This window comes from Isoptericola sp. MSGPD8_1_ISO-PGPR-S23-394 (assembly GCF_058072785.1).
In genome coordinates, this window is sequence record NZ_CM176517.1 from 388,209 (window position 1) to 412,891 (window position 24,683).

Genomic DNA, 24,683 nt, shown 5'->3' on the forward strand with positions numbered 1-24,683 from the left:
TCCGGTCAGGTCCGTATGATGTGCGGCCATGAGCAAAGCATGAAGAAGTCGTGGTCGCCGACTGATCACGTCTTGGTCCAACGAGGCCCCGAACGTGACCAGCTCGGAGGCGTAGTTCGCCGGCAGCGCATACCACTGCTCGTCGAAGTACCTCTCCACGAGGTCGATGTCCCCTGACCGCAACACCTCCTCGATCTCATGTCGTTCATCGTTGAAACGTGAGCCCCCCGCAGTGTTCACGGTGCTGATCATGGCGCATCCGTGGTGGAGGCGCAGGGCGAGGCTCGCTCGGCATGTCGTCGGCGCCCCCGGGTGACGCCGACGACGCCGGGGCACGGGTGGGTGAAATCATCCCGCTAGTTGATGAGCCGGATGATGAAATCACGATGCTCGCCCAGCGGGACTCGCGGCACCTCGGTCGTATGAGTGGTAGCGCGCGGCGTTCGCGTGCTCTGACCCGGGAGGTGCTCGTGCCGAGAATCTTTGGGGGAGCCGGACAGTCCGGACCCGCCGCACGCCGTTCGATCTGGACACGAGCGTCCAGTCGTTCGCCCATGGCCCGCGTCCTGTCGATGACAGCAGCCCTCGCGGTCGCGCTCACCGGCGCCTTGGCGACGACCGCCACCGTAGCGAACGCCGTCCCGGTCTACGAGATCACAGCCCGATGGGCCGACGATACGCCTGACGTGACCGAGCCTGGCGACGTGGTCGTCGCCGAGTGGCGCATCAACGTGAACGACGACGCGGAGGCGCCGTCGAACGACCCCGTCGACGACGTGACGTTCACGGCGACCTCGGACCAGGGCGCATTCCAGGGAGTGCCGGCGCTGTGCCTCACGGACGGAGTCGACCCTGCCTCCAGCTTGTCGGAGGACGGGACGGTGCTGACGTGCAACCTGGGCACCCAGGACCAGGGAACCGCGGTTGCGCTCCAGACGGCGCTCCTCGTCACGGGCAGCGATGGTGGCCAGGTATCCCTGTCGGGAGACATCGACGGCTCGACTGCTGCTGTCGAGGCACTCCCGATCGAGGCTCCAGGTTTCGACATGGACATCACGTGGACCGGGCCGACGCAGTGGACCGTGTGGAACCAGGGGCCCGATCCTGACCGGCAGCACGTCGACTTCCAATGGACGCTGAACCTTGCCAAGGGCAGCGCGGCGGGCCCCGACAGCATCACGTACCGCCTGGACCTGACGCCGGAGTCCGCTGGCGCGTCCATCGTCTCCGCTACGTGCGGCGACTTCGACTATTCCGCCGCCTCTGCTCATCCGTACTCCGGAGCGGGCTTTCCGCCCGAGCAGACTGCGCAGTCGGTCACCTGCAGCCTGGTACGGATCGGAACGACAGACTCGTTCGACCTGACGATCTCCGGCATCGACTACTCGCCTGCGAACATCCCCACGGAGAGCTCCAACGGCGCAGCGTTGCCCCTCGACAGGGATGCGATCGCCAGCGGCCGCGTCAACATCATCCTCGAGGCCCCGGATGCGGGGGCCCTCCAGCTCGACGTCACGGCGCCGACGTACACGTCGGCCGACGGCACCCTGACGGCCACCGACGACCCCGAGAACAACGCCAGCGAGAAGACGTGGACCCGCGAGGGTGGGTGGAACTCGGCATGGCGGCGTGCGTTCACGAACTCGGGCGGGACGAACCACGATGATACCTACCGACTCGCTGCCGGCTCCCTCGTCCAGTCGTCGAACCACAGCGCGCTGCACCACAACGGTGGGGGCCAGACGATCGAGCTGTGCACGGCGCTCGACACCCGCAACGTGGACTTCGTCGACGTCGAGGTCCCGCAGGACAACCAGGCGAGGGGCGACTACCTCTACTACGTCGGGAACCACTCGGCGCTCACGCCAGGATCGGGCGTCTACAACCCGCAGGTATTCGCGCAGAACTGCGACGCCGACGCCGGCAACTGGGTCACCGAGCCGCCCGCCGATCCCACCACCGTCAAGGCGGTCAAGTACCGATACTCATCCAATGTGGCAGGCTCGCTGGCTTTCGCGGTCATGCTCACGACCCAGCAGATCAAGGGCGACGTCGCCGCAGGGACCGACGTGTGGCAGTTCAGCTCGTACCAGGTGAACGACGGGCCGTGGCAGTACGACACCACAGGCCCTGTCGCGACGCCCGGGGCTCGGTACCCCACGACGTCGCAGTCCCGTGACATCCTGCGGACGGTCGCTGTCGACCCCATGATCGCGAAGTCCGTCGACAGGAACCTGCTCGCACCGGGTACCTCCGCAACGTTCACGCTCGAGTACGCGGCGACGGGCGGTACGGGAGTTCCGGAGACGGTGCCAGACTTCCGCATCGTCGACACCCTTCCGCTCGGTCTCGCATACGTGCCGGGCTCCGCGTCCCCGGAGCCATCGACATCGGCCGACGCGCAGGGACGTCAGGTACTGACCTGGGTGTACGACAGCACCGAGACGAACGTGGTCCACACCCAGACCTATCAGGCATCGGTGACCGAGGAGGCCGAGGCCGGATCGGTCATGACGAACTCTGCCTACGCGGGCATCACGTTCGGGGACGGGACCGACGTCGCGACGCCGGCTGTCACCGCCGACGTCACGCTCGCTGAGGGGGGAACAACCACGATCGGGAAGTCGGCGGACACGCCGTTCATCCCGAACGTTGATGGTGATGGTGTGGGTGAGGGGTCGTGGACGGTGACGTTGCGGTCGTTCGACACAGCTGCTCAGCCGTTCACCGACACGATCGACATCTTGCCGTTCAACGGTGACGAGCGTGGTACGGAGTTCGCGGGCTCGTACAGGCTCACGGGGGTGGATGCCGTAGGCGGCGCCACCGTGTACTACACGACGGCGGACCCGGCGTCGCTGAGCGACGACCCGGCGGACGCCTCGAACGGTTCCGCGGGTGATGCGGCGGGCAACACCGTGGGGTGGTCGACGACCTTCACCCCGAATGCGACGGCGGTGCGCGTGATCGGTCCGGAGCTGGCTCCGGGTGCGACGCAGCAGTTCACCCTGAACGTGGCCACGGACGGTGTCGAGGGCGGGGACGTCCTGGTCAACCGGGCGCAAGCGCGAGACGGGCGCACCGAGCTGGTGATGCGTACTTCGGCACCGATCACGGTGGCGAACTACTATTCGGCGGCGTTGAAGAAGTATGTGCAGGACGTCGACGGCGAGTGGCACGACGCGAACACCGTCGAGGACTACCCCACGTTCTCGGTGGGTGATGCGATCCGGTACCGGATCGTGGTGGAGAACACGGGGCAGGGGACGTTGACGGGCGTCGAGGTGTCGGACGATTTGCAGCCCGAGCTGGGTTCGTTCACGATCGATGAGCTCGCGCCCGGCGAGGAGGAGGTCCACGAGTTCGAGGTCGTGGCGGACGCGTCGATGACAGACGGCGTGGTGAACACGGCGTGCGCGTCGGCGGATGTGCCGGAGGACTCGCAGGTCCCGCCGACGATCAACTGTGACCCGGCGGGCCTTGAGATCGTGGGCGACCCGACCCACACCAAGGAGTTGGTCTCGGCGACACCGGTCGGTGACGGGCAATGGGAGGTCGTCTACGAGCTGGTCGTGTCGAACACCTCGACCGCGTCGGCGTCGTACTCGCTGGACGACACGCTGCGGTTCGCCGAGGAGATCGGGATCGTCTCGGCGGAGGTGACGGGTTCGCCGGAGGGTGTGGAGCTGGCCGACCCGGCGTGGGACGGCCAGGGTGAGGTGCTGATCGCGTCGGAGGTGCCGCTGGCGGGCAACGACGACGACGGCTATGCGCCGCACACCTACGAGCTGACGGTCGTCGCGGACGTGCCGCTGCAGCTCGACGGCGCGGGCACCGACCCGGACCCGACGGTGTGCCCGGCCGAGGGGTCGGACGCCGAGCAGGGATTCAACAACATCTCGGAGCTGACGAAGGACGCCACTGGCGAGACGGAGCCGGGCCAGGCGTGCGCGCCCGTCCCCTCGATCGACATCACCAAGTCGGTCTCGGATGGCCCGACCCCGAACGGGGACGGGACGTGGACGGTGACCTACGACGTGGTCGCCATGAACACCGGCGCCGAGGAGGGCGTCTACGAGGTGACGGACCGGATGACGGCGAACGGTGACCTGGAGGTCGTCTCCGGTGCGGTGGTCACCGCTCCGGAGGGCGTCGAGCCGAGTGACGGTTGGACGGGCCTGGGCGCCGAGGGCGCTGAGGAGAACGTCATCGCCTCGGACGTGCTGCTGCCTGCGGGTGGTACGCACACCTATCAGGTCGAGGTCGTGCTCGGGATCGCCGAGGGCACCACGGGCGTCCCGGTGATCACACCGTGCTCAGCGCTGGGTGAGGACGGGCCGGGAGGCCTGTCGAACACGGCGGAGATCGAGCACAACGACCTCACTGATACCGATGAGGCGTGCGTCGCGGTCGCGTACATCGTCGTGGACAAGGCGATCACCGAGGGGCCGACGCCGAACGGCGACGGGACGTTCACGATCGTCTACGACCTCGTAGCCGAGAATGTCGGTGGCGAGGCAGGCGACTACCACCTGACCGACCGGCTGCGGTACGGCGAGGGCATCGAGATCACCGAGGCCGGCGTCGTGACGGCTCCGGACGGGGTGACGACCAACGACGGATGGACCGGGCTGGGTGCCGAGGGCGCCGCGGCCAACGTCGTGGCCTCCGAGGTCGCCCTCGACGCCGGAGCAACGCACACCTACCAGATCGCCGTCACCGTCCAGCTGGACGAGGACACCATCGACCCGTCGGTGCTGCAGTGCCCCCCACCGGGATCGGGCGAGAGCGGCGGGTTGGCCAACTCGACCGATCTCGACCACAACGGGATCCTCGCCGAGGACGACGTGTGCGCCGCACTGCCGCTCATCGTCATGGACAAGGAGCTGTCCGAGGACAGCCCCGTGGCCAACGGTGACGGCACGTGGACGATCACGTACGACGTGGTGGCCGAGAACATCGGTGCCGCGACGGGCGACTACGACCTGTCCGACGAGCTGCGGTACGGCGAGGGCATCGACATCCTCGAGTCCGCCGTCGTCTCGGCTCCGGACGGGGTGAGCACGAACTCGGGTTGGACCGGTCAAGGAGCGGCCGGTGCACCCGAGAACGTGATCGTGGCTGGTGAGTCGCTCGATGCGGGTGCCTCGCACACGTTCCAGGTGGAGGTGGTGGCCTCGCTGGACCTCGAGACCGTCACTCCGGAGACGCTCGAGTGCCCGGAGCCGGGGTCGGGCGAGTCCGGCGGCTTCGCGAACACCGCGGAGCTGGTCCACAACGGTGAGGTGCAGGCTGACGAGGCGTGCACCGAGCCGCCGCTGATCGACATCGCCAAGTCGATCACGGGTGCGGTGGCGCCGGTCGATGGTGAGGACGGGGTCTACGACGCCACCTACGAGCTGGAGGTCACCAACCGCGGTCCGGGTGCCGGTGAGTACGACCTGACCGACACCCTCGCGTGGGGGACAGGCATCTCGGTGGTCGGCGTCGAGGACGTGACGACGGATGCCGAGGACTCGGTCGGGGTCAACGACGGCTTCGACGGTGTGGACGACACCTTGATCGTCGAGGGTCAGTCGATCGCCGGGGCGGACGGCGCCGCGGTGGTGCACACCTACACCGTGACGGTGCGGTACGCGGCGGACCTGTCTGACGTGGTCCTGCCGGACTCCGACGAGTGCACCAGCGGTGGCGACGCCGTCGACGGGGCGCTCAACAACGTGGCCGAGGTCGACTGGAACGGGATCGAGGACTCGGACGACGAGTGCGTCCGGCCGGGCAAGCCCACGCTGGACAAGGATCTGGTCTCCGCGGAGCCCGTCGGTGGCGGTCAGTGGGAGGTCGTGTACGACCTGACGGTGGGCAACGTCGGGACCGAGGCGACCACGTACGACCTGGACGACGAGCTGTTGTTCGCCGAGGTCATCACGGTGGACACGGTCTCGGTGTCCGGTCCGGACGGCGTGAGCGTCAACGACGGGTTCGACGGTGACGGCGACCAGCGGATCGCCACGGACGTGTCGATCGCGGGTCTGGACGACGAGGGGTATGCCCCGCACGTCTACACGGTGACGGTGGTGGCGGACGTGCCACTGACGTTCACCGACGAGGTGGGCGAGGACGGGACCGGTTCGCCGGACTGCACCGAGCCGACGGGTTCGAACCTGGTCTCCCAGGGGCTGAACAACGCGGCGACGTTGACCGACGAGACCGGTGGGACGGTCACGGACACCGACTGCGCGCCGGTGCCCTCGATCGAGATCACCAAGTCGGTGGTCGGTGAGCCGAGCGTGGACAACGGTGTGTGGACGGTCGCCTACGAGATCGTCGCGTCGAACGACGGCGCGGCTCGCGGGGTCTACACGCTCACGGACCGGCTGCGGTTCGGTGCGGGGATCGAGGTCGAGTCGGCCACGGTGACCGAGGCTCCCAAGGCCGCCGAGATCCTGGAGTCGTGGACGGGTCTGGGTGACCAGGGCGCCGCGGAGAACGTGGTCACGGCGGAGGTCGGGCTGAAGGCTGGTGGCGAGCACACGTACCGGGTGGAGGTCACGGCCACGGTCGACGGGTCGGCGGCGGATGCTTCGACGTGGACCTGCCCGGAGCCGGGATCGGATGAGCCGGGTGGGTTCGCCAACGTCGCGGGGATCGGGCACAACGACCTCACCGCCGCCGCCGAGGCCTGCGCCGAGCCGACGCCCCCGCCGGGTTCTACCCCGCCGGCGGCCGGGGACGAACCGGACACGATCGTCACCCCGGTCGGGTCGCTGCCCCGCACCGGTGCCACGATCGCGGGCATCCTTGCCCTGGCTGTCCTGCTGACCCTGGCAGGCGCCTACGGAGTGCGGGCCGCACGCCGAACGGCAGGCTGACCGGGTCCGCCCCGCCTCTCGCTGTGCGCGGCGAGAGGCGGGGCGTCCTTCATCCCACCGACCGCCACGGACACTGGGGGACCGATGCTCGGGAAAGACCTGCACCGCGTGATCACGCCGACGATCTGGGGGTATGCCACGTTGACCCGCACGCCCGACGGCACGGTCCCGTCCGGCGGCGCGACGTGGAGGATCGACACCGTCCTGCCGCCGGAGCTGACCCCGGACGAGCTGGAGGACTTCCACTGCCGTCTGGCACAGCATCAAGGCCGGCGCCGCCGCGCTGCGGTGGCGTGGGCGGGTCCCACGGTACGGCGGGCGTTGCGGGGAGCGATCGACGTGCGAACGTCGGTGGCGCTCGGGCTCCATCACGACGGGTGCCAGGAACCGCAGGTGGTGGCCACGGCACTCGTCAGGGTGATGAGGTCGGTGGCCGACACGCAGATCCTGCCCGAGCAGGAGCCGTTGGCCCGGCAGCTCGCCTGGTGCGCGCTGGCCGCGGCCCGGCAGGGAGAGATCCGGCAGGTGCTCGACGCCACGGCATGCCTGCGGCAGCTGTCGCAGGTCGACCCGGCCGGGGAGGCGACCGGATGAGGGCCCGCTGTTCCAGGCTCAGGTACCTCGTGACGCGGGTGGCGGCAGGAACGCCGCTCGGGCGTGGTGCATGAGCAGCAGCAACGGGTCGCGCCGGGCGACGAACCCGGCGTCGGGCACCAGGCCGAGGCTGTGGCGCCGGTGCAGCATGGCGAGCTCGGTGGCGGCCTGCTGGTAGTCGGCCAGCGCCCGCGCCGGGCCGCGGCCCCGGGTGGCGCGCACGCGGTCACGGGCCTGACGGCGGCGCTGCAGGCTCGACAGCATCCAGACGTCGTGGGGGGTCACCACGCCGAACTCCTGGTAGGGCGGCACATAGGTGCGGATCAGACCGACGATGCGGCGCCGGTCGCGGTGCAGCACGAACCCCAGAGCGACCAGCACACCCAGCCCCACCAGGTAGGCCGCACCGAGCCCGGCCAGGCCGAACGCCGACGACGCGTTCCACAGCGAGTGCAGGGCCATCGCGCCGACGAGCCCGGCCAGGACTGGCGCCACCCGGCTGCGGCCCGCGGGGCGCAGCGCGGCGGCGGCGACCCCGATGCCCGTGAGCGAGGTGCACAGGGGGTGCAGCAGCGGGGAGACGAGGCCGCGCACCGTGAACGTCAGTGCCAGGGTGCCCGGCGGTGCGAAGGCGTAGTAGCTGATGTTCTCCACGACGGCGAAGCCGAGCGCCACCATCGAGCCATAGATGATCCCGTCGGTGGGACCGTTCAGCTCGTTGCGGCGGAACCACAGCAGCCCCACGAGCACGGCGCCCTTGAGGATCTCCTCCACCACGGGCGCCGTGATCGCCGCGGTGGCGTACATGCCGAGCTCGGAGCCGAGCATGGGCGCCCACACCAGGTCGAGCCCGGCGGTGTTGAGGAGCATCGCGAGCAGGACCGCGACGCCGGCGCCCCAGCCGAAGGCGGCGACGAGGGCGTCGGGCGGCTCGGGCTCGAGGCGGTCCAGCGCCAGGATCCCGGCGAGGAGGAGCGGCAGCGGGACGAGTGCGAGGACGACGGCCGCAGGGACGCCCGTGGCCCCGTCCTGCAACATGATCGCGAGCGCCACGACCAGGCACAGCGACGACACGGCGATCGTGAGGATCGTGCCGACCGAGGGCCGGGCGGTCGCCCGCCCGGCCAGGATCGCCCGCGGATCGAGTGGAGGCATGGTCCAGACCTTACTGAGCGGGCGACCCTCGGCCCCGTGGCGCCCGCGAGCTCAGGCCCGGTGGGACCGGTAGTAGGCGACCAGCGCCTGGGTCGAGGCGTCCTGGTCGGCCAGCGCGGCGTCGTCGCCCGCGACGGCCGGTGCGACCTCCAGCGCGAGCTTCTTGCCGAGCTCGACGCCCCACTGGTCGAACGAGTCGATGCCCCAGACGACGCCCTGGACGAAGGTGATGTGCTCGTACAGCGCGACGAGCTGGCCGAGCACGGCCGGGGTGAGGGCGGGCGCCATGATGGAGGTGGTCGGCCGGTTGCCGGAGAACACGCGGGCCGGGACGATCGCCTCGTCGGTGCCCTCGGCGCGGACCTCGTCGGCCGTCTTGCCGAACGCGAGCGCCTTGGTCTGGGCGAAGAAGTTGGCGAGGAACAGCTCGTGGACGTCCGCGCCGGGCTGCACCGCCTTCCCGTCGCCCTGAGCGTCGGTGAGGGGGTAGGCGGGGGTCGCGAACGCGATGAAGTCGGCCGGGATGGTGCGCGTCCCCTGGTGGATCAGCTGGTAGAACGCGTGCTGGCCGTTGGTGCCGGGCTCGCCCCAGAACACCTCGCCGGTCTGCGTCGTGACGGGTGAGCCGTCCCAGCGCACTGACTTGCCGTTGGACTCCATGGTGAGCTGCTGCAGGTAGGCCGGGAAGCGGTGGAGCTGCTGGGCGTACGGCAGGACGGCGTGGGTGTGCGCGTCGAGGAAGTTCGTGTACCAGACGTTGAGCAGGCCCATCAGCGCGGGCACGTTCTGCGCCAGCGGCGTGGTGCGGAAGTGCTCGTCCATGGTGCGGAAGCCGCCGAGGAGCTCGCGGAACCGGTCCGGGCCGAACGCGATGGCGAGCGACAGCCCGATCGCGGAGTCGACCGAGTAGCGGCCGCCGACCCAGTCCCAGAACCCGAAGGCGTTGTCGGGGTCGATCCCGAAGGCGGCGACCTTGTCGAGTGCCGTCGACACGGCCACGAAGTGCTGCCCGACGGCGGCCTGTCGCGCGGCGTCGGTGTCCTCGATCGCCCCGGACGCGGCGAGCGCCTCCCACAGCCAGGCGCGGGCGAGACGGGCGTTCGTCAGGGTCTCGAGCGTCCCGAACGTCTTGGAGGCGACGATGAACAGCGTGGTCTCCGGGTCCAGCCCGGCGGTCTTCTGCGCGACGTCGGTCGGGTCGATGTTCGACACGAACCGGGCTTCCAGCCCGTCGCGCAGGTACGGGCGCAGGGCCTCGTAGACCATGACGGGGCCGAGGTCGGAGCCCCCGATGCCGATGTTGACGATGGTCTCGACGGGCTTGCCGGTGACGCCCGTCCACTCGCCGGTGCGCACCTTCTCGGCGAACGCGCTGAGCCGGTCGAGCTCGCGCGCGACGTCCGCGTCCACGTCCTGCCCGTCGACGACGAGGGGCGGCCGGGTGCCGGGCGCACGACGCAGGGCGGTGTGCAGCACGGCGCGGTCCTCGGTGACGTTGATGTGCTCGCCCGTGAACATGGCCTCGATGCGGCCGGGCAGGTCGACCTCGCCGGCGAGGTCGACCAGCAGCTCGTACGTCTCGTCGGTGGCGAGGTTCTTCGACAGGTCGACGAAGAGGTCTCCGGCGGTGTGGCTGTGACGCTCGGCCCGGCCCGGGTCGGTGGCGAACCAGCCGCGCAGGTCACCGCGGAGCTCGTCGTGGTGCCGCTGGAGCCCACCCCAGGCGGACGTGGTGGTGGCATCGACAGGAGAGGTCGTCATGGCCCCTACCGTAGTGACCCGGACCGCGCCGTGCGCGGCCGTCTCGCGCGTCCGGCGGCGCTCACGGGGCCGCTGCCCTGTCGTCTCGTGCGAGCGGCCGCTCAGCCACGGATCGTCAGGACGTGGATGAGAACCGTGGCCCGGGGCAGTCTTGTCCTGACGCAGACCTGACCGACGCAGACACGGAGCACATACCATGACACGCAGGACCTACGACCTGGCCGTCCCCGACCTGTCCGGACGCCGGGCGGTGGTGACAGGCGCCAGCGACGGTCTCGGGGTGCACATCGCGACCCGGCTGGCCAGCGCCGGCGCCGAGGTGGTCATGCCGGTGCGCAACCTGGCCAAGGGTGAGCACGCCGCCGCCGTCGTCCGTGAGCAGCACCCCGGGGCGCGGCTCGTCCTGGAGGAGCTCGACCTGTCCTCGCTGGCCTCGATCGAGGCCTTCGGCGACCGGATGCGTGCCGAGGGGGCACCGGTCCACCTGCTCGTCAACAACGCCGGCGTCATGACACCGCCGGAGCGCCGCACCACCGCTGACGGATTCGAGCTGCAGCTCGGCACCAACCACCTCGGGCACTTCGCGCTCATCGGGCACCTCCTGCCGCTTCTGCGGCAGGGGCAGGCCCGGGTGACGACGCAGACGAGCATCGCCGCACGCCGCGGCTCGATCGGGTGGGACGACCTGAACGGCGAGCGGCGCTACGACGGCATGCGCTCCTACCGGCAGTCGAAGATCGCGTGCGGCCTGTTCGGCCTGGAACTCGGCCGGCGCAGCCGGGCCGCGGACTGGGGTGTCACGAGCACCATCTCGCACCCCGGCGTCGCCCCGACGAGCCTGCTGGCGGCACGTCCCGAGGTGGGGCGCGCCGCGGACACCCGGGACGTGCGGATGATCCGGTGGCTCTCGGAGCACGGGCTCGTCGCCGGGACCGTGGAGAGCGCGGCCCTGCCCGCGGTGATGGCCGCGACGTCCCCGACGGCGCAGGACGGCGGGTTCTACGGGCCGCAGTGGCCCGGTCGCGTCGGCGGTCCACCGGGGCCGCAGCGGCTGTGGGCACCCCTGCGCCGCACCGAGGACGCGGCGCGCCTGTGGGACGTCTCGGAGAAGCTGACCGGCATCGTCCTCCGCTGACACGGCAGACGGTCGGCGGTGCTCCCGTCCTGTGGCGGGCCTGCGTCCCCGGTGCCAGGATCGAAGCGGCCGGGGACGAACCCGGCCACTTCGGACGGAGAGAGGGCGCCGCTCATGGCCATGTTCACGGTCTGGAAGTTCGACGACCCCGAGGGTGCGGCCAAGGCTGCCGCGATCGTCAAGGACGCCGCCTCGGAGGGCCTGGTCACCCTGGTCGACCACGCCGTGGTCGAGTGGCCGGAGGGGGAGAAGCACCCCAAGACTCATGGGGTCAACGAGGACGCCGCGAAGTCCGGCGGCTGGGGAGCCCTCTGGGGCCTGCTCATCGGTGCGCTGTTCTTCATCCCCGTCGTGGGAGCGGTGGCCGGTGCGGCGATCGGCGGCCTGAGCCGGGCGCTGTCCGACGTCGGGATCAAGAAGGAGGACCTGGAGCGGATCCAGGCGGAGGTCGTGCCGGGCACGTCGGGGCTGTTCCTCATCACGGAGCAGGGCGACCCGGACCGCTTCCGCGAGCGCCTGCACGGGCTCCGGGCCACGCTGGTCAGCAGCAACCTGTCGGACGCCGAGACGCATGAGCTCAAGGAGATGTTCGGGGGCTGATCCCGGTGCTTCGCGACCTCGTCACGCCGTCGGGCCGATCTCGGGCGCCGAGGGCCGATCGTGGTGAGGATGGGGGGATGGGAACCAGCAACCTCGAGCTCCTCACCGGCGACGACGCGACCGAGCTGCTCGCGACGGCCGTGTCCACCGCCGGTGGGGAGCTCGTCGACTGGACCGTCCGGCAGGTGGACCACCGGCCGGGCCGGTCCACCACGGTCGCGTACCGCGCGCGGGTGCGCTGGACCGTCAAGGACGCCGGGGGGGCCGACGGCGCCGCGGGCTCGCAGGTGCGCACGGAGACGCTGGGTGCCTCGTTGGGACGTCCGGGGGACCAGCAGGTGCCCGGCGTGCTGACGCTGGACGACGGCGAGCACGAGGTCGCGGTGTGGCGGTTCCCGGGCGACCCGGGGCTGCCCGCGCTGGCCACCGCCTACGACCCGGAGGCGGTGAGCACGCTGCTCGGGGACCTCGGTGTGCCGGAGGTGGCCCGGGGTCCGGTGACGCTGCGGGTGCGCGCGTACCGGCCGACACGGCGCGCCGTCATCGAGGCGAGCACCCCCGGCGCGCGGGTGTTCCTCAAGGTCGTCCGCCCCGAGAAGGGCGACGAGCTGTACGCCCGGCACGCCCTGCTGGCGGGTGCGGGGCTGCCGGTGCCCAAGCCGCTGGGGCGCAACGCCGACGGGCTGCTCATCATCGCCCCGCTGGCGGGGGAGTCGATGCGGCACGCGGTGCGCGACGGCGGCCCGGTCCCGGCGGCGGGCGACGTCGTCGACCTCCTCGAACGGCTGCCCGACGGCGTCACACAACTGCCGCGGCGGGCCTCCTGGAGCGAGAACGCGGCGCACTACGCCTCGGTCATCGGTGCGGCGCTCCCGGCGGAGGCGGACCGTGCGGCACAGCTCGCCGCCGTGGTCGCCGGACGGATCGCGGGCCAGGGGTCGGCGGAGCCGACGCACGGCGACCTGTACGAGTCGCAGATCATGCTCGGCGGCGACGGCCGGATCACCGGGCTCCTCGACGTGGACTCGGCGGGTCCCGGGCGGCGGGCGGACGACCTGGCGTGCCTGGTCGCGCACGTCGAGACGCTGTCCCTGCTGCGGGGCTGGGACACCGAGCGACTGCACGGGCTGGCGATGGACTACGCCGACGGGTTCGCGCGGGTGGTGGACGCGGACGAGCTGTACGCCCGGACCGCCGGCGTGCTGCTGTCCCTGGCGACCGGTCCGCACCGGGTCCAGGAGGCCGACTGGCCGCGGCAGACCTCCCGTCGCCTGGACACTGTCGAGAGCTGGCTCAGCGCGCGTCCTGGGTGAGTCGGAGCGTGGCGGACCCGCCCTCCGGGCGGAACCCCAGCGCGACGTTGATCGCGAGCATGTGCTCGTTCTCCTCGGCGTTCCAGATGTGGACCCGGCGCACCGAGGGGTGCGCGCGGGCCAGGGCCTGGAGGTTGACGGCCTTGACCAGCATCCCGAGCCGGTGGCCGCGGTGGGCCCGCAGCACGATGGTGTCCTCCTGGTCGGCGAAGCCTGCGTCCCCGGTGGGGACCGTCAGCATCGTCATGGCGACGAGCTCGCCGCTGGCCACGTGCTCGGCAGCCGTCACGAGCACCTCACGGCCGCCCTCGCGGTGCCAGGCGACCATGTCGCGGACGCGACCGGCGTCCCAGACCTCCTCCGCCCAGTCCATCTCCCCGCTCGGCACGTCGGTGGACATCCGAGTTTCAAGGACGGCGAACCCGTCCAGCCAGGCGTCGGGGACCTCGTCGCGCCAGGTGTGCAGGCGGTAGCCGTCGGCGTGCTCCTGGGCACCGGTCACCAGGCGCTCGAACCGTGCGGGGACGACGGGCAGCGCCAGCACCGAGCGTCGCTCGACCTGTTCCAGCCGGTACCCGCGGGCGAGAGCGAGGGCGATGCCCCGGTCGTCCGCCGGGGCGCTCCCGGTCCCGGTGGGCGGGATGAGCAGCGGGTCGCCCGGGTCGGGCTCGGTGAACATGACCTCCGTGACCAGCGTGCGGCGGCCGTCGGCGGCGGCCTCGGCCTCGATGCCGTCGGCGAGCGCGGCCCCGATGCCCCGGCGACGGTACGCCGGGTGGACGACGACGCCGACGTCCGCCCAGGTGCGGTTGTCCTGGAGCTCGCCCCGCAGGGTGGCCGCACCGACGACGCCGCCCGGGGTGCCGGCGTCGGGCACCACCGCGACGATCCAGACCGTTCGCCGATGCCCCTGGTGCCGCGCCTCGGCGTGCAGGGCGGCGGCGGTCCAAGCAGCGTCGGAGTCGCCGAGGTCGGCGTCCAGGGCGGCCCGCTCCAGCGCGGCAATGCCGTGGTACGCCCACGCCTCGGGCGCGTCCAGGGCGGCGGGACGCGGCGCCTCGACGACGTGCCAGGCCCCGGTGTCGGTCATGCCCTCAGGATCCGCTCCGGGGGTGGCGCGCGCCAGCGTTTTCTCAGGCCGGCGCGGGACCGGTGCTGCCGCGTACCACGAGCGAGGTGGGCAGTCTCAGGTGCTGCTCGCGGGGGGAACCCTCGAGGAGGTCGAGCACCATGCGCAGCGCCTCGGTGCCCATCTCGTGCAGCGGCTGCGACACGGTCGTGAGCGCCGGCGTCGTGGTCAGCGACTCGGGAACGTTGTCGAACCCGACGACCGACAGGTCCTCCGGCACGCGCAGGCCGAGGTCCTGGGCGACCTCGACGACGTGGATGGCCGACTGGTCGTTGGCGGCGAACACAGCGGTGGGGCGCTCGCCGCGCGACGGTGCGAGCAGCTCACGCGCCGGGGTGTCGGCGGTGTTCGGCCGGTAGCCGCCCACGCGGATCAGCGACTGGTCGACGGTGATCCCGGCGGCCTCGAGGGCCTGGCGGTAGCCGAGCTCGCGCAGCCGGGCCGACTCGAGGTCGGGGCGGCCGCCGAGGTGGGCGATGCGGCGGTGCCCGAGCGCCAGCAGGTGCTCGACGGCCTCGCGCGCACCCGTGGTGTTGTCCGAGTCGACGGTGTGCGTGCCCTCGGGCCCGGTGTGCGGGTCGATCGCCACGACGGGGATGCCGTTGGCCTCGGAGAGCACCATGGTCGGGGTGACGACGATCGCGGCGTCGATGAGGGTGCCGGCGAGCCGGGAGAGGGAGCGGCGCTCCCAGCCGGTGATGGCGCCGCCGTCGGTGCCTCCGGAGTAGGCGAGGAGCTCGTAGCCGGTGCCGTCGACGGCGGACGAGATCCCCTTGAGCAGCTCCGTGGAGTAGGGCTCGAACTCCGCCACCAGGACGCCGACGACGTTGGTGGACTGCCGGCGCAGGCTGCGGGCGACGAGCGAGGACTCGTAGCCGAGGTCAGCGACGACGCCGAGCACGCGTTCTGCGGTCGAGGGCGCCACCCCGTAGCGGTTGTTGACGACCTTCGAGACCGTGGCGACAGAGACGCCCGCGACCCGCGCGACGTCGGAGATCGTCACGCGACCCACGATGGGTCCGGACTGGGTTCCCGCGGGAGGCGGGTCGGCGGCGGTGCTCACAGGACGAGAGTATCCGGCAACGCCGACGCACCGCGCACCGTGTCGCGCCGTATCGAAACCGTTATCGAAAACGATTGACGACCCGGCGGGTCTGCTGCCAGGGTAGGAATCGGACGGGCAGCCGCAGCGCCGAGGGGCAGGTGCGGACCGCCCGTAACCGCACCACCGAAGCACCACTGTCGACGACGACCAAGGGGTTCCACGATGACGAGGAAGATGCGAGGCGCGACCGCCGTCGCGCTCGGGGCGACCGTCGCCCTGCTGGCAGGCGCCTGCGCCGGTCAAGGGACGGCCGACCAGGAGACGACGGACGGCGAGACCACCGCCGAGGGTGGCGAGTCCACCGTCGAGTGGTGGCACAACTCGAACACCGGCGAGGGCAAGGTCTACTACGACCAGGTCGCCGCCGACTTCGAGGAGGCCAACCCGGGCGTGACGGTCCAGGTCGAGGCCATGCAGCACGAGGACATGCTCACCAAGCTCCAGGCCGCCATGCAGGCCGGCTCCGGCATCCCCGACGTGTTCATGAGCCGTGGTGGCGGTGAGCTGCAGAACGACGTCGACGCCGGGCTCCTGCGTGACCTCACCGAGGACGCGTCGGACACCGTCGAGACGATCTCGGCGTTCACCGGCCAGTACACCGTGGACGACAGCGTCTACGCGCTGCCGTTCTCCATGGGTCTGGTCGGCTTCTGGTACAACAAGGACCTCTTCGAGGAGGCCGGGATCACCGACGTGTCGGACAGCCCGACGATCGACGAGTTCTACGGCTACATCGACCAGCTGAAGGCCGCCGGCGTCGACCCGCTCTCCGTCGGTGCCGGGGACAAGTGGCCCGCCGCGCACTACTGGTACTACGGCGTCGTCCGCGAGTGCGAGTTCGAGACCGTCGAGGCCGCCATCGAGTCGGGCGACTACTCCGACGAGTGCTTCCTCCAGGCCGGCGAGAACGTCCAGGACATCATCGCCAAGGAGCCCTTCAACCCGGGCTTCCTGGCCACCGGAGCGCAGGAGGGGCCGACGTCGGCCTCGGGTCTGCTCGCTAGCGAGCGTGTCGGCATGGAGCTCGCCGGTCACTGGGAGCCCGGTGTCGTGGGCGGTCTGCGCGAGGACGAGCAGGTGCCGGACTGGCTCGGCTGGTTCGCCTTCCCGACCTTCCCGGGTCAGGCCGGCGAGCCCAGCGACCAGATGGGTGGCGGTGACGCCTGGGCGGTGTCGAACGACGCCTCGGACGCTGCCGTCGACTTCGCCGAGTACCTCCTGTCCGACGAGGTCCAGACCGGCTTCGCCGAGCTCGACATGGGCCTGCCGACCAACCCGGCCGCGACCGGCTCGGTGGCCAACGAGACGCTGGCCCAGCTCATCCCCGTCCGCGACGGTGGTGGCGAGACCCAGCTCTACCTGGACACCCGCCTGGGACAGTCCGTCGGCAACGCGATGAACGACGAGATCGCCCTGATGTTCGCCGGCGAGGCGGGCCCGCAGGACGTCGTCGACGCCATCGAAGAAGCCGCGGCAGCGCAGGGGTGATCGAGATGGCAGACGACGCGTCCGTCGCGACGGCCGCCTCGCCTGTCACCTCCTCCGGTCCCGCCGCCGGTGCGACCCGTCAGGGTCGCCCGGCCGCCGGGCCGTCGGCTGGGGGGCGACGGGCCAAGCGCTCACAACGACGCAAGTACCTCGAGATCGCGTTCTTCGTGACGCCGGCACTCGCGATGCTCGTCCTCTTCGTCGTCTGGCCGGTCATCACGGCCGTCCAGATGTCGGTGTTCCGGTGGAACGGACGAGGTCCCCTGGTGGACTTCGTCGGGCTCGCGAACTACGCCTCGATCCTGGGCAACGACGTGTTCGTCGGTTCGCTCGTGAACAACCTCATCATCGTCGTGATGTCGATCGCCATCCAGCTCCCGCTGGGGCTCGCGATCGCGCTCCTGCTGAACCGCAAGATGTGGGGCCAGGGCGCGCTGCGGACGATCATCTTCGTGCCGTACGTCCTCGCCGAGGTCGTGGCCGGTGTCATCTGGTTCCAGCTGGTCCAGCCGCAGTACGGCGTGATCGACACGATGCTGCAGTCGGTGGGCATCGAGCCGCCGGCACAGGGCTGGCTCGGCGACATGGACCTGGCGCTGTGGACCGTCGTCGCCATCCTGACGTGGAAGTACCTCGGCCTGGCCGTGATCCTCTTCCTCGCCGGGCTGCAGGGCGTGCCCGAAGAGCTCTACGAGGCCGCCCAGCTCGACGGCGCCTCCTGGTGGCAGGTGCAGCGCCGGATCACCATCCCGCTGCTCGGCCCCACGATCCGGACCTGGGGATTCCTGTCCATGATCGGGTCCCTGCAGCTCTTCGACATGGTGTGGATCCTCACCAAGGGCGGTCCCGCCAACGCCACCAGCACCATGGCGGTCTTCCTCGTCAACGAGGGCACCCGGAGCAACAACTTCGGGATCGCCGGCGCCGCCTCCGTGATCCTGTTCCTCATCGCCCTCGTCATGGCGGTGCTCTACCAGCGACTCATCCTGCGCCGAGACGCCAAGGGGGTGGCGTGATGACCACGTCGACTCAGACACCAGCCGTGACCCCGACGAACCCGCCGGCCCGGCGCCGCCGGGGCAGTGCCGGCAAGTTCCAGGGCGGCAACCCGGTCGTCTACGCGATCGCGTTCGTCGTGGTCTGCGCGACCCTCGGTCCCGTCGTCTACGGCGTGCTGGGCGGCTTCCGCAGCAACGGCCAGCTCACGGAGAACCCCGCGGCCCTGCCGGACCCGTGGATCTTCAGCAACTACGCCGGCGTGGTCGCCAACCCGTCGTTCTGGCAGTACACGTTCAACTCGGTGGTGGTCGCCGTCGTCACGACCGCGATCGTCGTGGTCTTCGGCGTCATGGCGGCCTACCCGCTCGCCCGGTACACGTTCAAGGGGCGCGAGGCGCTGTTCATGGTCTTCGTCGCCGGGCTGCTGTTCCCGGCCACGGTCGCCGTGATCCCGCTGTTCATCCTGCTCACGCAGAACCTCGGGCTGGGCAACACCTGGTGGGGCGTCGCGCTGCCGCAGGCGGCGTTCGCGCTCCCCATGACCGTGGTCATCCTGCGGCCGTTCCTCAAGGCGCTGCCCCAGGAGCTGGAGGAGGCGGCGCAGCTCGACGGCACCAGCCGGATCGGATTCTTCTGGCGGATCCTCATCCCCCTTTCCGGGCCGGGCATGGTCACCGTCGGTGTCCTCGCGTTCGTCGGCTCGTGGAACGCCTACCTGCTGCCGCTGCTCCTGCTGCAGGGCGACATGAAGACCCTGCCGCTCGGCGTCGCCGACTTCTCCTCCGAGCACTCCTCCGACACCGCCGGTGTGTTCGCGTTCACCACGCTCGCCATGATCCCGGCGCTCGTGTTCTTCCTGGCGATGCAGAAGCGCATCGTCAACGGACTGCAGGGCGCGGTGAAGGGATGACCGCGCAGAGAGAGGACCGCATGCCGACCGAGACCGTGATCGAGGGCGCGACCGGGACGCCTCCTGTCGCCCCCCAGGTCTCCGACCGGGTCGCCGCGCTCCACGCGGAGATGACCCTGGAGGAGAAGCTCGGCCAGCTCGTCGGGTACTGGCTCGACCAGGGCGGCGAGGTCGTCGCCCCCATGCAGGGGGAGATGGCCGCCGGGCAGGTCGGGTCCGACCGGCTCGGCGAGGTCACCCGGCACGGGATCGGCCACTACACCCGGGTCTACGGCACCCGCCCCGTGGACCCCGTCGAACGGGCCCGCTGGCTCTGGGAGGAGCAGCGGCGCCTCAAGGCCTCGACCCGGCTGGGCATCCCGGCCCTCGTCCACGAGGAGTGCCTGACCGGGCTCGCCGCCTGGCAGGCCGCCACGTTCCCGACGCCGCTCGCCTGGGGGGCGTCGTTCGACCCCGCGCTCGTCGAGGAGATGGGCGCCGTGATCGGCGAGTCGATGCGCACCCTCGGCATCCACCAGGGGCTCGCCCCCGTGCTCGACGTCGTGCGCGACCCCCGGTGGGGACGCGTCGACGAGTGCATCGCCGAGGACCCCTACCTGGTGGGCACCGTCGGGACGTCCTACGTCAAGGGCCTCCAGGGTGCCGGGGTGCACGCCACCCTCAAGCACTTCGTCGGCTACTCCGGGTCGATGGCGGGACGCAACCACGCACCCGTCTCGGCCGGCCCCCGCGAGGTCGCCGACGTCTACCTGCCGCCCTTCGAGATGGCCGTGCGCGACGGCGGCGCACGGGCCGTCATGGCCTCCTACAACCAGACCGACGGGGTGCCCGGGCACGCCTCGCACGAGTACCTCACCGACGTGCTGCGCGACCGCTGGGGGTTCGACGGCGTCGTCGTCGCGGACTACTTCGGCGTTGCGTTCCTGCAGGTGATGCACGCGGTCGCGGCAGACCGGGGCGACGCGGCGGGACAGGCGCTCGCGGCCGGCCTCGACGTCGAGCTCCCCACCGGGGACGCGTTCCTGGAGCCGCTCGCCGCGGCCGTCCGCGACGGACGCGTCGACGAGTCGCTGGTCGACCGCGCGGTGCTGCGTGCGCTGACCCAGAAGGAGGAGCTCGGGCTGCTCGAGCTCGACGCGTTCGCGGGCGAGCCGCCCAGCAGCGTGGACCTGGACTCGCCGCGCCACCGGGCCGTCGCCCGGCGGCTCGCGGAGGAGTCCGTGGTGCTGCTGTCCAACGACGGCGTGCTCCCGCTGAGCGGGTGGACCCGCGCACCGGGGCGGGTCGCCGTCGTCGGGCCCAACGCCCATCGTGCCGACGCGCTGATGGGGTGCTACTCGTTCGCCAACCACGTGCTCGCCCACCACCCCGAGCACCCGCTGGGCTTCGAGATCTCCACCGTCTTCGAGTCGTTGGGCGGCGCGTTCGCCGACGCGGGCGTCCAGCAGCCCACGCTGGTGCACGCGCGCGGCTGCGACGTCGACGGCGACGACACGTCCGGGTTCGGCGAGGCCGTCGCCGCCACGCGGTCCGCCGACGTCGCCGTCGTGGTGGTCGGTGACCAGGCCGGGCTGTTCGGGCGGGGCACCGTCGGAGAGGGCAACGACGTCGAGTCGCTGGACCTGCCCGGCGTGCAGCGCCGGCTCGTCGAGGACCTCGTCGCCACCGGCACGCCCGTGGTGATGGTGGTCGTCTCGGGCCGTCCGTACGCGATCGACTGGGCGCTCGACGGCGACCGGCGGCCCTCGGCCGTGCTCCAGGCGTTCTTCCCTGGCGAGGAGGGCGGCACGGCGATCGGGGGGATCCTCACCGGGTCGGTGAACCCGTCCGGGAGGCTCCCCGTGTCGCTGCCGCGGTCGGCGGGTGCCCAGCCGTTCAGCTACCTGCACCCTGTCCTCGGCGGGCCGAGCGACGTCACGTCGACCGACTCCACCCCGGTGCGCCCGTTCGGCTTCGGGCTGACCTACACCCGGTTCGAGTACTCCGAGCTGGAGGTCGGCGCCGCGGCGCCGACCCACGGGACGCTCGTTGCGTCCGTGCGCGTCACCAACACCGGGGACGTCGCCGGTGCGGAGGTCGTGCAGCTCTACGGGCGCGACGTCGTCGGCTCGTTGCCCCGCCCCGTGGTGCAGCTGCTGGCCTACGAGCGGGTCGCGCTGGAGCCGGGCGAGTCGGCGGTCGTCGCCTTCTCGGTGCCGGCGGCCCGGTTCGCGTTCACCGACCGACGGCTCGAACGCGTCGTCGAGCCCGGCGACGTGGAGGTCTGGGTTGGTGCCCACGCGGCGGCGACCGACGGGGCGGGTCACGAGAGCGTCGAGAACACCACCGGTGGCGCGATCTCGAACGAGAAGGCCGTTGCCCGGGCGGACCTGCCCGGGGCGGCGACGCCACGGGCGACGGTCGCGCTGACCGGGACGAGGTACGTCGTGACGGCGGCCGACCCGCGGATCGTCACCGCCGCCGTCGTGAGGTAGGGGGACGACGTCGGCGCGTGGCAGAGTGGACGGATGCGGGTCGACATCTGGCTGTGGGCGGTGCGGCTCTTCAAGAGCCGCTCCGTCGCAGCGTCCACGCTGCGCGCCGGCCGGGTGCGCGTCAACGGCACGGTCGCCAAGCCGGCGACGTCGGTAGCGGTCGGCGACCGCATCACCTGGCGGGACCCCCTGCGCGAACGCGTCGTCGTGGTGCGCGAGCTGATCCCCAAGCGGGTCGGCGCGCCGATCGCGGTCAAGGCCTACGAGGACCAGAGCCCGCCGGTGCCGACCCGCGAGGAGCGTGCCGCCGTCGGGCTCCGGGAGCGCGGCACCGGCCGGCCGACCAAGCGCGAGCGCCGGGAGATCGACAAGCTCCGCGGACGACGCACCTAGGCGCCCTCGGCCGGGCGAGTACGGTGCGTCACAGGGCGCGGAGCAGCTCGATCAGCTCGTCGGCCATCCCGAGCTTGCGGGCCAGCGCGGCGCGGCGTTCCTGCGCGGCGGCCACGTGCCCGGCGAGCCGTGCGCGCAGGGCCTCCTCCTCGCCGTCGGTGCCGTTCGGGCCGCCTCCGAGCCGGTCGGCGACGGCGAGGAGATCGGCCATCTCCTCGAGCGAGAACCCGAGCGGCTTCATGCGGCGGATCAGGAGCAGACGTTCGACGTCGGACTCGGTGTACAGGCGGAACCCACCCTCCGAGCGGGCCGACGGCGGGAGCAGACCCACCTGGTCGTAGTGCCGCAGGGTGCGCAACGACAAGCCGGTACGGTCCGCGACGGCTCCGATGTGCATGGTCTGCGGGGTGCTCATGAGGTGGATCCTGACGACGGCGGGGGCGGGACGAGCACTCTATCGGGGCGCCCCGGGGCTACTGTCGCCTCATGGTGAGTGAACGAGTGCGGGACCTCCTGGCCGACCAACCCGTCTGGGACGGGCACAACGACCTCGCGTGGGAAGCCCGCGAGCAGGTCGGCTACGACTGGGACCGCCTCGACATCTCCGGCTCCACCAAGGGCCGTACCCACACCGACATCCCGCGGCTGCGGGCCGGTGGCGTCGGCGCGCAGTTCTGGTCGGTGTACGTGCCGACCACGCTGCCCGGCGCGGAGGCGGTCGTGGCCACGATGGAGCAGATCGACGCCGTGCACCGGATGGTCTCCCGCAACACCGACCAGCTCCAGCTCGCCACCAGCGCCGCCGACGTCGAGGAGGCCTGGGCCCACGGCCGGATCGCCAGCCTGCTGGGCGCCGAGGGCGGTCACTCCATCGACGGTTCGCTCGGGGTGCTGCGCATGTTCTGCGCCCTGGGCGTGTCCTACATGACCCTCACTCACAACGACAGCACCTCCTGGGCGGACTCCGCGACCGACGTCCCGAGCGAGCACGGCGGCCTCAGCGGGTTCGGCCGCGAGGTGGTGCGGGAGATGAACAAGCTGGGGATGCTCGTCGACCTCTCCCACGTCGCCGTCGGGACGATGCACGCCGCGCTCGCGGTCAGCGAGGCGCCGGTGATCTTCTCCCACTCCAGCGCCCGCGCGGTCTGCGACGTGCCCCGCAACGTGCCCGACGACGTCCTGTCCCGCCTGGCGGACAATGGCGGGGTCTGCATGGTCACCTTCGTGCCGCACTTCGTCACACCCGAGGTGGCGGAGTGGAAGGCCGGAGCGGAGGAGGCGGCTGCGGCCGAGGGCATCCGTGCCGGCGACTACCCGAGGTTCAGCGCCTTCCTGGCCCGGTGGCGTGAGCAGCACCCGGCACCGCCGACCCGCCTGGACGACGTCGTCGAGCACGTCGAGCACGTGCGCGAGGTGGCCGGGATCGAGCACGTCGGCCTCGGTGGGGACTACGACGGCGCCGACGGGTTCGCACCGGAGCTCGCCGACGTGTCGGGTTATCCCGCGCTGCTGGAGGCGCTCGCGGGGCGCGGCTGGTCCGACGAGGACCTCGGTCAGCTCACCAGCCGCAACATGCTGCGCGTCATGCGCAACGCCGAGGCCGTGGCGACCCGCATGCACTGACGGAACCGAAGAGGGCTCTCCGTCGAGGCCAGCCTCAGGTGATCGTGACGGTGATCGTGCCCGACTGCCGGTCGATGGTGGAGGACAGACACCCGAGGACATCGAGCTCCGGGTAGACGGCGACCCTCGTGGACGGCGCCCCGACGCCGTACCCCGCGGTGACCGAACCGGTCGAGGCGACGAGCAGCTGCCCGGCCACGTGGGCGACCGTCGTCACCGGGTAGGTGATCGTGCTCGACTGACCCCCGAGCCAGCTGTACGTCACGACGTTCTCGACGAGAGTGTCCTCCAGTCCCTGGAGCAGGCAGCCGACCTCCTGCTCGAAAGTGGTGTGGGCCGTCCCGCCCGCGAAGGGCCCGGTGCAGGTGCCGCCGCCAGCGCTGCCGAGGGACTCCTCGACGTCCTGCGTCGTCAACCGTGGCAACGGGCCAAGGGCAGGGGAGTAGTCGATGGTGACGGAACCCGTGCAGACGACCAGGTCGCCACCTGCGGCTGGCGCCATGGTGTGTGCGACGGTCGGCGCCGACAGGCCGCAGAGCAGCACCACCGCGGAGGCGAGCGCCACGAGCCTGGTGGCCCGGTGGCTTCGAGTCACTGGAGACCTCATGAGGGTCGCTCCGGTGAGCTGAGGGCGAGTGTGCCGGTCCGGCGGTGTGTCAGACGCCGAGGCTGCGGGCGGACCACGACAGGCCGAGGCTCTGCAGCACCTCGGACGGGTCGCGTTGGGCCGCGTCGGTGTAGGCGCGAAGAGACATCACGGAGGCGGTCAGCATCGTGGTGATGACCTGGCGGGCGAGCTGCGGGTCGCGGCTGGCCTCGTCGAGGAGCTCCTGGACGACGGGAGACCGGATCCCCAGATCCGGGTCCGAGCACGCTGTCAACAGCGCGATGGTGGTCGCGCCCGCCTCGTTCTCCATGGCATCCCCCGATGTCCAGACCGATGTGTCCGGTCTACCGCACCGAGGGGGTGCGCGCGACCCGAGGTCCTGCCCGACCGGATACCGACCGGTCACCCGGTGCCGCTACCATCACCTGCGACGGCCAGGGGGTCGTCGCAGGACAACACGACGGAGTAGACGTGGCGCGCGCGGACCGGACCCGGACGAATCGATCGGGGCGCCCGCTCCGCCGC

General features: G+C 71.3%; 18 protein-coding genes. 11 read left to right on the top strand and 7 right to left on the bottom strand.

Annotated elements, in window-relative coordinates; genetic code table 11:
- Window positions 1-554: 554 nt before the first annotated feature.
- Both AC3RJ8_RS01735 and AC3RJ8_RS01740 read left to right on the top strand, forming a co-directional pair.
- Complete coding sequence (locus tag AC3RJ8_RS01735; RefSeq protein WP_489714247.1) at window positions 555-6,872, top strand: DUF7507 domain-containing protein; 6,318 nt, start codon at window positions 555-557, stop codon at window positions 6,870-6,872.
- A gap of 108 nt (window positions 6,873-6,980) precedes the next feature.
- Complete coding sequence (locus tag AC3RJ8_RS01740) at window positions 6,981-7,466, top strand: hypothetical protein (RefSeq protein WP_489714248.1); 486 nt, start codon at window positions 6,981-6,983, stop codon at window positions 7,464-7,466.
- Between the two features lie 18 nt (window positions 7,467-7,484).
- Here AC3RJ8_RS01740 and AC3RJ8_RS01745 read toward each other — a convergent pair whose 3' ends face one another.
- Window positions 7,485-8,621 (bottom strand): PrsW family intramembrane metalloprotease, encoded by a 1,137-nt coding sequence (locus tag AC3RJ8_RS01745; protein ID WP_489714249.1) that lies wholly within the window; start codon window positions 8,619-8,621, stop codon window positions 7,485-7,487.
- 51 nt (window positions 8,622-8,672) lie between these two features.
- Complete coding sequence (pgi, locus tag AC3RJ8_RS01750; RefSeq protein ID WP_489714250.1) at window positions 8,673-10,382, bottom strand: glucose-6-phosphate isomerase; 1,710 nt, start codon at window positions 10,380-10,382, stop codon at window positions 8,673-8,675.
- Between the two features lie 196 nt (window positions 10,383-10,578).
- On the opposite strand from pgi, the gene AC3RJ8_RS01755 reads away from it, so the two are divergent.
- The 3 genes from AC3RJ8_RS01755 to AC3RJ8_RS01765 all read left to right on the top strand — a co-directional run bounded on the left by AC3RJ8_RS01755 (window position 10,579) and on the right by AC3RJ8_RS01765 (window position 13,430).
- Window positions 10,579-11,517 (top strand): SDR family oxidoreductase, encoded by a 939-nt coding sequence (locus AC3RJ8_RS01755; RefSeq protein WP_489714251.1) that lies wholly within the window; start codon window positions 10,579-10,581, stop codon window positions 11,515-11,517.
- A gap of 114 nt (window positions 11,518-11,631) precedes the next feature.
- A complete protein-coding gene (locus AC3RJ8_RS01760) occupies window positions 11,632-12,117 on the top strand; it encodes a DUF1269 domain-containing protein (RefSeq protein WP_489714252.1) in 486 nt (161 codons plus the stop codon).
- A gap of 77 nt (window positions 12,118-12,194) precedes the next feature.
- On the top strand, window positions 12,195-13,430 hold the full coding sequence (locus tag AC3RJ8_RS01765; protein ID WP_489714253.1) for a phosphotransferase: 1,236 nt from the start codon (window positions 12,195-12,197) through the stop codon (window positions 13,428-13,430).
- Here the strand turns inward: AC3RJ8_RS01765 and AC3RJ8_RS01770 are convergent.
- Together AC3RJ8_RS01770 and AC3RJ8_RS01775 are read right to left on the bottom strand one after the other, a co-directional pair.
- Window positions 13,411-14,520, bottom strand: coding sequence for a GNAT family N-acetyltransferase (locus AC3RJ8_RS01770; RefSeq protein ID WP_489714254.1), 1,110 nt, complete (start codon window positions 14,518-14,520; stop codon window positions 13,411-13,413). The genes AC3RJ8_RS01765 and AC3RJ8_RS01770 overlap by 20 nt on opposite strands.
- A 43-nt stretch (window positions 14,521-14,563) precedes the next feature.
- Window positions 14,564-15,562, bottom strand: a complete 999-nt coding sequence (locus tag AC3RJ8_RS01775; RefSeq protein ID WP_489714255.1) for a LacI family DNA-binding transcriptional regulator — start codon at window positions 15,560-15,562, stop codon at window positions 14,564-14,566.
- A gap of 264 nt (window positions 15,563-15,826) precedes the next feature.
- Here AC3RJ8_RS01775 and AC3RJ8_RS01780 point away from each other — a divergent pair, with 264 nt between their 5' ends.
- From AC3RJ8_RS01780 to AC3RJ8_RS01800, 5 genes are read left to right on the top strand one after another with little or no spacing between them, the layout of a single operon-like run.
- A complete protein-coding gene (locus AC3RJ8_RS01780; protein ID WP_489714256.1) occupies window positions 15,827-17,152 on the top strand; it encodes an ABC transporter substrate-binding protein in 1,326 nt (441 codons plus the stop codon).
- 5 nt (window positions 17,153-17,157) lie between these two features.
- A complete protein-coding gene (locus tag AC3RJ8_RS01785) occupies window positions 17,158-18,168 on the top strand; it encodes a carbohydrate ABC transporter permease (RefSeq protein WP_489714257.1) in 1,011 nt (336 codons plus the stop codon).
- Window positions 18,168-19,061, top strand: a complete 894-nt coding sequence (locus AC3RJ8_RS01790) for a carbohydrate ABC transporter permease (RefSeq protein ID WP_489714258.1) — start codon at window positions 18,168-18,170, stop codon at window positions 19,059-19,061. Before AC3RJ8_RS01785 ends, AC3RJ8_RS01790 begins: the two co-directional genes overlap by 1 nt.
- A 20-nt stretch (window positions 19,062-19,081) precedes the next feature.
- Window positions 19,082-21,535 carry a beta-xylosidase/alpha-l-arabinosidase gene (locus AC3RJ8_RS01795; RefSeq protein WP_489715550.1) on the top strand — a complete coding sequence of 818 codons (2,454 nt, stop codon included), beginning with the start codon at window positions 19,082-19,084 and terminating at the stop codon, window positions 21,533-21,535.
- A 33-nt stretch (window positions 21,536-21,568) separates the two neighbouring features.
- Window positions 21,569-21,928, top strand: coding sequence for an RNA-binding S4 domain-containing protein (locus AC3RJ8_RS01800; RefSeq protein ID WP_489714259.1), 360 nt, complete (start codon window positions 21,569-21,571; stop codon window positions 21,926-21,928).
- A gap of 28 nt (window positions 21,929-21,956) precedes the next feature.
- On the opposite strand, the gene AC3RJ8_RS01805 is transcribed toward AC3RJ8_RS01800, so the two are convergent.
- Window positions 21,957-22,343 (bottom strand): MerR family transcriptional regulator, encoded by a 387-nt coding sequence (locus tag AC3RJ8_RS01805; protein WP_489714260.1) that lies wholly within the window; start codon window positions 22,341-22,343, stop codon window positions 21,957-21,959.
- A 71-nt stretch (window positions 22,344-22,414) separates the two neighbouring features.
- On the opposite strand from AC3RJ8_RS01805, the gene AC3RJ8_RS01810 reads away from it, so the two are divergent.
- Window positions 22,415-23,551, top strand: coding sequence for a dipeptidase (locus AC3RJ8_RS01810; RefSeq protein WP_489714261.1), 1,137 nt, complete (start codon window positions 22,415-22,417; stop codon window positions 23,549-23,551).
- Between the two features lie 34 nt (window positions 23,552-23,585).
- Here AC3RJ8_RS01810 and AC3RJ8_RS01815 read toward each other — a convergent pair whose 3' ends face one another.
- Together AC3RJ8_RS01815 and AC3RJ8_RS01820 are read right to left on the bottom strand one after the other, a co-directional pair.
- The gene (locus tag AC3RJ8_RS01815) at window positions 23,586-24,146 is read right to left on the bottom strand and encodes a hypothetical protein (RefSeq protein WP_489714262.1); all 561 of its coding nucleotides are present in this window, start codon (window positions 24,144-24,146) and stop codon (window positions 23,586-23,588) included.
- Window positions 24,147-24,207: 61 nt separating this feature from the next.
- Entirely contained in the window at window positions 24,208-24,468 is a 261-nt protein-coding gene (locus AC3RJ8_RS01820; protein ID WP_489714263.1) for a hypothetical protein, read from the bottom strand.
- Between the last annotated feature and the right edge of the window lie 215 nt (window positions 24,469-24,683).

Bases quoted from the DNA above. Each gene is read 5' to 3' on its own strand.
- AC3RJ8_RS01735 (WP_489714247.1), top strand. From the start codon at position 555: ATGGCCCGCGTCCTGTCGATGACAGCAGCCCTCGCGGTCGCGCTCACC.
- AC3RJ8_RS01745 (WP_489714249.1), bottom strand. From the start codon at position 8,621: ATGCCTCCACTCGATCCGCGGGCGATCCTGGCCGGGCGGGCGACCGCC.
- pgi (WP_489714250.1), bottom strand. From the start codon at position 10,382: ATGACGACCTCTCCTGTCGATGCCACCACCACGTCCGCCTGGGGTGGG.
- AC3RJ8_RS01755 (WP_489714251.1), top strand. From the start codon at position 10,579: ATGACACGCAGGACCTACGACCTGGCCGTCCCCGACCTGTCCGGACGC.
- AC3RJ8_RS01760 (WP_489714252.1), top strand. From the start codon at position 11,632: ATGGCCATGTTCACGGTCTGGAAGTTCGACGACCCCGAGGGTGCGGCC.
- AC3RJ8_RS01765 (WP_489714253.1), top strand. From the start codon at position 12,195: ATGGGAACCAGCAACCTCGAGCTCCTCACCGGCGACGACGCGACCGAG.
- AC3RJ8_RS01770 (WP_489714254.1), bottom strand. From the start codon at position 14,520: ATGACCGACACCGGGGCCTGGCACGTCGTCGAGGCGCCGCGTCCCGCC.
- AC3RJ8_RS01780 (WP_489714256.1), top strand. From the start codon at position 15,827: ATGACGAGGAAGATGCGAGGCGCGACCGCCGTCGCGCTCGGGGCGACC.
- AC3RJ8_RS01785 (WP_489714257.1), top strand. From the start codon at position 17,158: ATGGCAGACGACGCGTCCGTCGCGACGGCCGCCTCGCCTGTCACCTCC.
- AC3RJ8_RS01790 (WP_489714258.1), top strand. From the start codon at position 18,168: ATGACCACGTCGACTCAGACACCAGCCGTGACCCCGACGAACCCGCCG.
- AC3RJ8_RS01795 (WP_489715550.1), top strand. From the start codon at position 19,082: ATGCCGACCGAGACCGTGATCGAGGGCGCGACCGGGACGCCTCCTGTC.
- AC3RJ8_RS01800 (WP_489714259.1), top strand. From the start codon at position 21,569: ATGCGGGTCGACATCTGGCTGTGGGCGGTGCGGCTCTTCAAGAGCCGC.
- AC3RJ8_RS01805 (WP_489714260.1), bottom strand. From the start codon at position 22,343: ATGAGCACCCCGCAGACCATGCACATCGGAGCCGTCGCGGACCGTACC.
- AC3RJ8_RS01810 (WP_489714261.1), top strand. From the start codon at position 22,415: ATGGTGAGTGAACGAGTGCGGGACCTCCTGGCCGACCAACCCGTCTGG.
- AC3RJ8_RS01820 (WP_489714263.1), bottom strand. From the start codon at position 24,468: ATGGAGAACGAGGCGGGCGCGACCACCATCGCGCTGTTGACAGCGTGC.